The organism is Paenibacillus puldeungensis (assembly GCF_042678945.1).
Classification (GTDB): domain Bacteria; phylum Bacillota; class Bacilli; order Paenibacillales; family Paenibacillaceae; genus Fontibacillus; species Fontibacillus puldeungensis.
The window spans coordinates 1-1,045 of sequence record NZ_JBHTLM010000045.1 but is presented as its reverse complement, the minus strand read 5'-3'; the positions used below and the strand labels follow the sequence as shown (position 1 = coordinate 1,045).

General features: G+C 49.7%; 1 protein-coding gene. It reads left to right on the top strand.

Annotation, left to right across the window (positions count from 1 at the left end; genetic code table 11):
* Window positions 1-948: IS110 family transposase (locus ACFQ3W_RS25955; protein ID WP_379322143.1), on the top strand; the 948-nt coding region annotated here is incomplete at its 5' end.
* Window positions 949-1,045: the final 97 nt, after the last annotated feature.

Sequence of the window (1,045 nt, the reverse complement as noted above, 5' to 3'; positions counted from 1 at the left end):
GATATGAAGGATGCGCAATGGTTGGCAAGTTTGCACCGGTGCGGCTTGATTAAAGGAAGTATGATACCGCCGGAGCATATTCGGGATTTACGCGACTTGACTCGGTACCGGCGAAAGTTGGTGCAGGCGGCTACGGCGGAGAAGAACCGGATTCACAAGGTACTACAGGACGCGAATATGAAACTTACCACGTCGATTTCGGATATCTTTGGCGTGTCCGGACGGGCAATACTGGTCAAGGTCATGAACGGAGAAGTTTTAGATGAGGCGGAATTGCGCAGTGTTTTGAAAACAAAACTGAAACGGAAAGTAGCCGAGATTCTTGACGCGCTCAATGGGAAGCTGCGTCTGCATCACCGCCAAATGCTGACAGAGCACTGGGAGCATCTTTGTTTCCTTGAACAACGAATTGAAACGCTCGAAGCCCGCATTGAGCAGCAGCTTGCTCCCTACGCCGAGGAGGTGGAGCGAATCGATTCCATCCCGGGCATTGACCGTCAAGCAGCAGCTTCGATTATGGCGGAGATGGGTCCTAATGTTGCGGACATGTTTGCTACAGATGCCCAGTTCGCCTCCTGGGCAGGTGTTTGCCCCGGCAACAATGAGAGTGCGGGTAAGAAGAAATCGTCAAAGACAATGAAGGGCAACAAGCATTTAAAGGGGACGTTGTGCCAAGCGGCCATGGCTAACTACCGTTCCAATAACCGAATCGGAATCCATTACCGGCATATTCGCAAACGACGCGGAGAGCGAAAGGCAAGCGTGGCGACAGCCCATCTCATTTTGCGAATACTGTTTGCTATGATGCGTGATAAAGTTAGCTACAACGAAAACGACGTGCCCGTTGGCGGTGGCACGTCGCAGGAAAAGACACTCTGTCACTACCTCAAGCAACTCCAAGCTATGGGGTATGACGTCGAACTGAAAGCTAAAGACCAAGCGAGCTAGTTTTTTTGTGAATAAGCCGCTTTTTCTGGTAGTGGGACTTTTTTTGCTTTCTCGCTTCAGTATAACCATATTTAGGAACTTTATTTTCGTATAAAAA